Origin of the sequence: Ferrovibrio sp., assembly GCF_029255545.1 — a bacterium.
GTDB lineage: Bacteria > Pseudomonadota > Alphaproteobacteria > Ferrovibrionales > Ferrovibrionaceae > Ferrovibrio.
This window is the reverse complement of the sequence record NZ_JANLJJ010000007.1, coordinates 1-7790: the sequence shown is the minus strand read 5'-3', so window position 1 is coordinate 7790 and position 7790 is coordinate 1. Positions and strand designations below refer to the sequence as shown.

Genomic DNA, 7790 nt, shown 5'->3' with positions numbered 1-7790 from the left:
CGGCCGGTGCGCGGATCGATCTTCAGCACGCGGTCGCGGCCGTCGCGGGTGCGGTATTCCACTTCATACCGTCCTTCGACCCAGTCGATATCCCGGATGAAGGCGCAGTCCGGCCGGCTTTCGATCTGGGCGATGATCTGCGACAGCGACAGCGACCCGGCGGGTGGCCCACCCGGCGGCACGATGGCGGGCTGGACGACAGGAGGCGGGTCCGGCACCTCGGTGGAGGGCGCCTGGACCGTGTTCTGGGCCTGGGTAGTCTGGGCCTGGGTAGTCTGGGCCTGGGCCGGGATGGCGATATCGCCGCCACCCAAAGAAGCGTTACCCAGCACGCCCAGCAGCAGCAATGCGGCAAGCTGGTTCATGGTCGTACCTCGGGCAGGGCCTTGCAAAGGGGAAGGATCATGCTGCCATGGGGCACCCGGAATGTGGCGCGGCGGGGGCGGTGCTGCGGCCTTTTCAGGGATTCGACGTCAGCCGTGGCGGCGCAAAAGGCGCGCCAGCGGGCGGAGAATCTTCCGGATCAGAGCGCGATCTTGTCGAACAGCACGACCGGCTCGCCGCAGCAGGGGCAGGCCATGTCGCGCAGGCTGCTCATCACGTTGGAGCCGGCCAGCGCGGCGGTGCGGGCGAAGCGCGTGTATTTCTCGGTGGCGGCCTCATGCAGCGCGGTGCAGGCCCGGGCAGCCTGCGGCGCCAGGGCGATGGCGGCGCCTCCGGTGACGGCCAATCCGGCTGAGCCCAGCAGCAGGCCGCGGCGGGTCACACGCTCACGCATCGGTCATCCTCCCGGCGCGTTGCGCGCCATGGGCGACCTTGCGCCTGTCGAATCCCGGCGTCAAGCCGACCACCGCGCGGCCATCAGCCGTGGCGGCGCATGAAATCGCTTAACCTGGCCGTGAACTCGGCCGGCCGCTCGTCATGCAGGGTATGGCCGGCGCCTTCGAAAATGGCGGTTTCCGTGCGGGGATTCAGCGCCGCCATGCGGCGGATCTCGTTGGTGGTGACAAAGCGGCTGGTGGTGCCATGGACCAGCAGGATGGGGCAGGCGATCGCCGCCCAGTCGTCGCTCCAGTCGCCCACCAGGGCGGCGCGGGCCGGCTCGTGCCAGGCATCGGAAAAGCGGAAGCCCCAGCCATCCTCGTATTCCACCAGGCTGTCGAGGAAATAGCGGTCCAGCCCAAAATCCGAGCCGCGCATGTGATCCAGCAGGGCATCCAGGCTGTCCCAGCGCAGGGGCCAGGATTCGCCCGGAGCGGCGGGGCCAAAGCGGCAGCCGATATCCTCCACGATCAGGCCACGCACCAGCTCGGGCCGGCGGGCGGCGAGCTGGTAGGCATTCACGCCGCCGAAGGAATGCCCGGTCAGCATCACCGGGCCGCAGCCGAGATGCTCGATCAATGCCGCGACGTCGTCGATAAAGGCGTCGCGGCTGCGGTCGTCGGCATGGTCGCTCCAGCCATGGCCACGCTGGTCCATGCCGACCACGCGCCAGTCGGGTTTGAGCGCATGCGAAAGCGGCGCGTAGTTGCGGGCGCAGCCGGCGCGGCCATGCAGGGCCAGCAGCGTGCGCGCGGCCTCGCCGCCGAAATCGACGTAGGAGAGCTTCACGCCGTCGCGTGTGAGGAAATGCCGCTGGCCCATCGCAGCCGTCCGGATCAGTAGATGCGCGCGACGCTGTCGCCCAGGCGGATGATGCCGCCCTCGACCACGCGGGCATAGACGCCGCATTGCGTGTGGCCATAAGCGTTGCGCAGGCCCGACAGCAGATCGAGATCCTGCTCGGCGGTATCGGGGTTCACATGCGTCGCGCCGCAGCGGCCGATGATCTCGGCCACTTCCAGGATCGCCGTGCCGATCTGCAGCCGCGCGCCGATCCAGTGCATCTCGACCCAGGGATCAAAACCCTCCAGCAGCAGGTTGCCGCGCAGGCGGCGCCAGTCGAGCGGCTCATTCAGGCCCATCTTCGCGCCGATGTCGCGCAGGCTGGCCGCATTCTGGATCGAGAGATAGGGCTGCGGCACGTCGGCGAACCAGGCGCCCGGCGCCTCGGCCACGCGCACGCTGCCGCGCGTCTGCTCGTCGCCCATCACCTGCTGCACCAGGGTTTCCAGCGCGGCGCGGCCCTGCGCCGTGGTCAGGTCGGCATCGTCGAGCCGGCCTTCCGATGTTTCCGGATCGGCATCGGCCACGGTGATCTTCGTGCCCGAAGGATCAAAGGCGCAATGCAGGGAGGCCAGTTTCGGATTGCGCACCCAGGTGAGGAAATGCGCCTTCTTCTGGAAGGCCGGCTTCTGCGGATCGAAGGCGGAGGCGCCATGGGCCAGCGCAAAGCGGCGGTCGCCGGCGATCGGCTGGTCGGGCGTCAGCGCCGCCTGTTCCAGCGGCTGCGGGCTCAGGCCCTTCACGGGGAAACGGTGGATGCGGGTCAGGGTGGCGGGCTGTGTCGTCATGGCGCGACCATGCGAAACTGCAATGCCGCGGTCAACGGCGGAATTGCCGCAACATTGTCACCTTCGGTGCGATACTGTTCCGTGTCATCGCCACTTCATGTTTTGCGAGGCCGCATGTCGCATCTACTCGCCCTCTATGCCACCGCCCTGCTGCTCGGCGTGAAGCTGTTCTTCTCCTTCGTCGTTGCGCCGATGGTATTCGCCAACCTGCCGCCGGCCACCGCGGCCGGCTTCATGCGTGCGATCTTCCCGCTCTATTACGCGGTGACGATTGCCCTGGCGCTGCTGGCCCTGCTGGCCTTTGTGGTGGCGCAGGATATACGTGGCGCCATCGTGCTGGGTGCCATCGCCGCGCTGGGGCTGGTCTCGCGGCAGATCTTGCTGCCGCGCATCGAGCATTGGCGACCGGGCAGGGAGGCGGGCGAGGCTTTGGCCACCACGAAGTTCCGCGCCCTGCACCGGGTCAGCGTGCTGATCAATATGGCGCAAATGCTTGGCGCGGCAGGGCTTTTGTTCTCTTTCGTTCTCTGATCGGTCATTCAAGCAAAAAATCCCTTGACCATTGAGAACAGAAATGGTACATTTCACGGGTAGTCGGGTGTTTCACGTGAAACAGCCGATTTCCCTCCAGTATTCCCTCCGGGGTGTTTCACGTGAAACACCCCCCTTTTCCCCGTGGCCCGTTTTGTCCCTGGATGGCCCGCCGCGATTCCTTTTGACGGCCCCGGCCGCCTGACCTATACCCCCGCGCCATGAGCGGTTCTTTTGATGTGATCGTGATCGGCGGCGGCCATGCCGGCTGCGAGGCGGCTGCTGCCGCGGCGCGGCTGGGCGCCCGCACCCTGCTGCTGACCCACAAGCTCGAGACGATCGGCGAGATGTCGTGCAACCCGGCCATCGGCGGCCTGGCCAAGGGCCATCTGGTGCGCGAGATCGACGCGCTGGACGGCGTGATGGGCCGGGTGATCGACGCCGCCGGCATCCAGTTCCGCATGCTCAACAAATCCAAGGGCCCTGCCGTGCGCGGCCCGCGCAGCCAGGCGGATCGCAAGCTGTATCGCCAGGCCATGCAGGCGATCCTGCAGGAGCAGGCCAATCTCACCATCCATGCGGCCTCGGCGGAAGACATCCGCATCGAGCATGGCGAGGTGAAGGGTGTGCTGGCGGCGGACGGCCGTTTTTTCGCCGCGCCCAAGGTGATCCTCACCACCGGCACCTTCCTGCGTGGCCTCATTCATATCGGCGAAGAGAAAATTCCGGCCGGCCGCGTGGGCGAGGCGCCATCGCTTGGCCTCTCGAAAACCCTTGAAACATGCGGCTTTTCGCTGGGTCGGCTGAAAACTGGCACGCCGCCGCGGCTGGATGGCAAAACCATCGACTGGGGCGCTTTGGAGATGCAGGGCGCCGACGATCCGCCGGTGCCGTTCAGCTTCCTCACCCAGGCCATCACCACGCCGCAGATTCAATGCGGCGTGACCTATACCTCGCCGGCAGGCCATGCGCTGATCCGCGCCAACCTGCATCGCGCGCCGATGTATTCCGGCCAGATCGAAAGCACCGGCCCGCGCTACTGCCCCTCCATCGAGGACAAGGTGGTGCGCTTTGGCCAGCGCGACCGGCACCAGATCTTCCTGGAGCCGGAGGGGCTGGACGACGACACCGTCTATCCGAACGGGATTTCGACCTCGCTGCCGCGTGACGTGCAGGCCGGGCTGCTGAAAACCATCCCGGGCCTGGAAAACGCCGTCATGCTGCGGCCAGGCTACGCCATCGAGTATGATTTTGTTGATCCACGTGAACTGAAGCCCACTCTGGAGACCAGGCGGCAGCCCGGCCTGTATCTGGCCGGCCAGATCAACGGCACCACGGGTTACGAGGAAGCCGCCGCCCAGGGGCTGATTGCCGGCCTGAACGCGGCGCTTTCGGCCGGAAATCTGGGCGCAGGCAGGGCCAATGGCGGGGACGGGGAGGGGAAAACCTTTGTCCTCGACCGGGCGGACGCCTATATCGGCGTGCTGGTCGACGATCTGGTCAGCCTGGGCACCCGCGAACCCTACCGCATGTTCACCAGCCGGGCGGAATACCGCCTGTCCCTGCGTGCCGACAATGCCGACCAGCGCCTCACCCCGCTGGGCCTGGGCGTCGGCTGCGTGGGAGTTTCACGTGAAACAGCCTGGAAAACCAAGGAAAACGCCCTCGCCGAGGCGCGTAAGCTGGTCCGGGAGCTGAAACTCACCCCACCCGAGCTGGTCAAACGCGGCCTGAACGTGAACCAGGACGGCCAGGTCCGCTCGGCTGCCACCCTGCTGGGCTATCCCGACATGACATTGGCCCGCCTGGCCGAAATCTGGCCCGAACTGCATGGCCTGCGCCCCGACGTGGTCGAGCAGCTGGAGATTGACGGGCGTTATGCCGGCTACATGGAGCGGCAGGAGGCCGATATCCTCGCTTTCCGCAAGGATGAGGGCCTGATCCTGCCCGAGGGGCTGGATTACGACGCCATCGGCGGGTTGTCGAATGAAGTGCGGATCAAGCTGAAGCAGCACCGGCCCGGCACCCTGGGCCAGGCCGCGCGGATCTCCGGCGTCACCCCGGCGGCGCTTTCGGCCCTGCTGGGTTACGTCAAAAAGGCCCGCCGGCAGGGGATTGAGGCCGCAGAATAGCGGCTTTCCGGCATTTTTTCCAGTCGCCTGGGTTTTCACGGGAAACACCAGCCCATTTCATCGTCATGGCCGGGCTTGACCCGGCCATCCACGAGTTCCTTTTAAAAAGTCGTGGATGCTCGGGCCAAGCCCGAGCATGAAGGAAGGGGGCATGAAAGCATGACAATACCCACGCCATGCGCCATAACCCGGCCATGACCCCGCAGGAGTTCCAGACAGCCACCGGCTGCAGCGACCAGGCGCTTGAGCGCCTGGCCATCTATGCCGCGCTGGTCGCCAAGTGGCAGAAGGCCATCAACCTGGTGGCGCCCAACACCCTGCCCCAGCTCTGGCAGCGGCATGTCCTCGATTCCGCCCAGCTCCTGCCGCTGGCGCCCGAAGGAACCACACGCTGGCTCGACCTCGGCTCGGGTGGTGGTTTCCCCGGTCTGGTGATCGCGGCTTTAGGCGTCGAAACCATGCATCTGGTGGAAAGCGACCAGCGCAAGGCCACCTTCCTGCGCGAGGCGGCGCGGGCCATGGGCCTCGGCGCCCATGTCACCGTTCACATGAAACGCATCGAGGCGGTGGAGCCGGCCGCCCTGCATGAAGCCATGGGCGGCGCGCCGCAGGTGATCTCGGCCCGCGCCCTGGCCGCGCTCAAGGAGCTGATCCCGCTGGCCCATCGCCTGGCCGGGCCCGACACGGTTTATCTGTTCCCCAAGGGCCGGCAGGCCGGGGATGAATTGACCGAGGCCCGGCGATATTGGACAATTCAGACGCTAGACCTGCTGCCGAGCCAGACCGAGGCGCAGGCACGCATTGTGCGGATGAGGGGGCTCGAAGCCGCGTGACCAGTACAGAACAGGAACACAAGGCCGGCAGTCCTGACTTGCGCATGGGCCGCGTGCTGGCGGTGGCCAACCAGAAGGGCGGCGTGGGCAAGACCACCACGGCGATCAACCTCGCCACTGCGCTTGCCGCCGTGGGCGAACGTGTGCTGCTGATCGACTCCGATCCGCAGGGTAATGCCTCGACCGGCCTTGGCCTCACCCATGAAGAGCGTGAGCCCGGCACTTATGAATTGCTGATGGGTGCCGCCGAGCTGGACGAGGTGATCCGGCCGACGAAAGTCCCCAACCTGATGATCGTGCCGGCCAATGTGGAGCTGGCCGGCGCCGAGCTGGAGATGATGGATCTCGATCGCCGCCAGCATCGCCTGAAGGATGCCATCGAGGGCCGCGTGGGCGGTTTCGACCATGTGCTGATCGACTGCCCGCCCTCGCTCACCCTGCTCACCGTGAATGCCATGGTGGCGGCCGATGCCGTGCTGGTGCCGCTGCAATGCGAGTTCTTTGCGCTGGAAGGCCTGGGCCAGCTGCTGCGCACGGTCGAGCGCATTCGCGGCACGCTGAACCCGACGCTGGATGTGCAGGGCGTGGTGCTGACCATGTTCGACAAGCGCAACAATCTCTCGGAGCAGGTCGCCGCCGACGTGCGCGGCTTCCTCGGCGAGAAGGTCTACGAGACGGTGATTCCGCGCAATGTGCGCATCTCGGAGGCGCCCAGCCATGGCGTGCCGGCGCTGATCTACGATCACCGCGCCCCGGGCAGCACGGCTTACATGGCGCTGGCGCGCGAAGTGATCAAACGCGAGCAGGCCCTGCGGTCGGCGGCGTAATAAAATGCAAGGCCCTCACCCCGACCCTCTCCCGCACGCGGGAGAGGGAGGGGCCCGCCGCGAAGCGGTGGGAGGGTGAGGGTACTGCACCAGAGCTTGTGAAGGACTGAGTATGATCGACGATCCGAAACGCCGCGGCTTAGGTCGCGGCCTTGCCGCCCTGATGGGCGAGACGGCCAAGGATGGCGAGGCCACGGCCGCGCCGCGTGGCCTGCGCGAGATTCCCATCGAGCAGCTGAAGCCCAATCCCTATCAGCCGCGCAAGACCTTCCCGCGCGAGCAGCTCGACGAGCTGGCCCAGTCGATCAGGGAGAAAGGCGTGCTCCAGCCCCTGCTGGTGCGCAAGTCGGCGCAGGCCGGCGCGTTCGAGATCATCGCCGGCGAGCGCCGCTGGCGCGCCGCCCAGATCGCCAAGCTGCATACCCTGCCCGCCGTGGTGAAGGAGATTTCCGACCGCGACGCGCTTGAGATTGGCCTGATCGAGAATTTGCAGCGCGAGGACCTGAACGCCGTCGAAGAGGCTGGCGCGTTTCTGAAGCTCACCGACGAATTCGGCTACTCGGCCGAGCAGATCGCCCAGGTGATCGGCAAGAGCCGCAGCCATGTCGCCAATATCCTGCGCCTGCTGCAGCTGCCGAAATCCGTCGTGCAGATGATCACCGAGGGCAGGCTGTCGGCCGGCCAGGCCCGGCCGCTGATCGGCCATCCGCTGGCCGAGCAGCTGGCCCAGCGCATCATCGAGGGCAGCCTCTCCGTGCGCGAAGTGGAAAAGCTGGTCGCGGTCGGCAAGATCGTCGCCACCGGCCCGAGCGGCAGGAAGGTCGGCCGCCCGCCATCGGCGGCGGCGAAGAAACCCGCCGGCGATGCCGCCGTGAAAAAGGATGCCGACACGCTGGCGTTTGAGCGTGGCCTGGCGGCGGCGCTGGGGCTGAGGGTGGAAGTGGAAGGTGAGCCGGGCAACCCGGAAGCCGGCCGCCTGATCCTGCATTACCAGAAGCTGGAACAGCTCGACGA

The 7790-nt window shown here is 66.7% G+C and carries 9 protein-coding genes; 5 read left to right on the top strand and 4 right to left on the bottom strand.

Annotation, left to right across the window (positions count from 1 at the left end; all coding sequences use genetic code 11):
- The 4 genes from Q1J79_RS00310 to Q1J79_RS00295 all read right to left on the bottom strand — a co-directional run.
- A partial coding sequence (locus tag Q1J79_RS00310; protein ID WP_300295139.1) for a hypothetical protein occupies positions 1 to 365 on the bottom strand: 365 nt, incomplete at its 3' end.
- Between the two features lie 158 nt (positions 366 to 523).
- Positions 524 to 778, bottom strand: a complete 255-nt coding sequence (locus Q1J79_RS00305) for a hypothetical protein (RefSeq protein WP_300295137.1) — start codon at positions 776 to 778, stop codon at positions 524 to 526.
- Positions 779 to 861: 83 nt separating this feature from the next.
- Positions 862 to 1644: an alpha/beta hydrolase gene (locus Q1J79_RS00300; protein ID WP_300295135.1), complete on the bottom strand. Its 783-nt coding sequence runs from the start codon at positions 1642 to 1644 to the stop codon at positions 862 to 864.
- Positions 1645 to 1658: 14 nt separating this feature from the next.
- Positions 1659 to 2453, bottom strand: a complete 795-nt coding sequence (locus Q1J79_RS00295; RefSeq protein ID WP_300295133.1) for an MOSC domain-containing protein — start codon at positions 2451 to 2453, stop codon at positions 1659 to 1661.
- Between the two features lie 114 nt (positions 2454 to 2567).
- Here Q1J79_RS00295 and Q1J79_RS00290 point away from each other — a divergent pair, with 114 nt between their 5' ends.
- The 5 genes from Q1J79_RS00290 to Q1J79_RS00270 all read left to right on the top strand — a co-directional run.
- The gene (locus tag Q1J79_RS00290; protein ID WP_300295131.1) at positions 2568 to 2984 is read left to right on the top strand and encodes a DUF4149 domain-containing protein; all 417 of its coding nucleotides are present in this window, start codon (positions 2568 to 2570) and stop codon (positions 2982 to 2984) included.
- Between the two features lie 221 nt (positions 2985 to 3205).
- Entirely contained in the window at positions 3206 to 5116 is a 1911-nt protein-coding gene (mnmG, locus tag Q1J79_RS00285) for a tRNA uridine-5-carboxymethylaminomethyl(34) synthesis enzyme MnmG (protein WP_300295129.1), read from the top strand.
- A 176-nt stretch (positions 5117 to 5292) separates the two neighbouring features.
- Positions 5293 to 5949: a 16S rRNA (guanine(527)-N(7))-methyltransferase RsmG gene (gene rsmG, locus Q1J79_RS00280; RefSeq protein ID WP_300295127.1), complete on the top strand. Its 657-nt coding sequence runs from the start codon at positions 5293 to 5295 to the stop codon at positions 5947 to 5949.
- Positions 5950 to 5993: 44 nt separating this feature from the next.
- Entirely contained in the window at positions 5994 to 6776 is a 783-nt protein-coding gene (locus Q1J79_RS00275; RefSeq protein WP_300295140.1) for a ParA family protein, read from the top strand.
- Between the two features lie 112 nt (positions 6777 to 6888).
- On the top strand, positions 6889 to 7790 hold a 902-nt coding region (locus Q1J79_RS00270), incomplete at its 3' end, for a ParB/RepB/Spo0J family partition protein (RefSeq protein ID WP_300295125.1).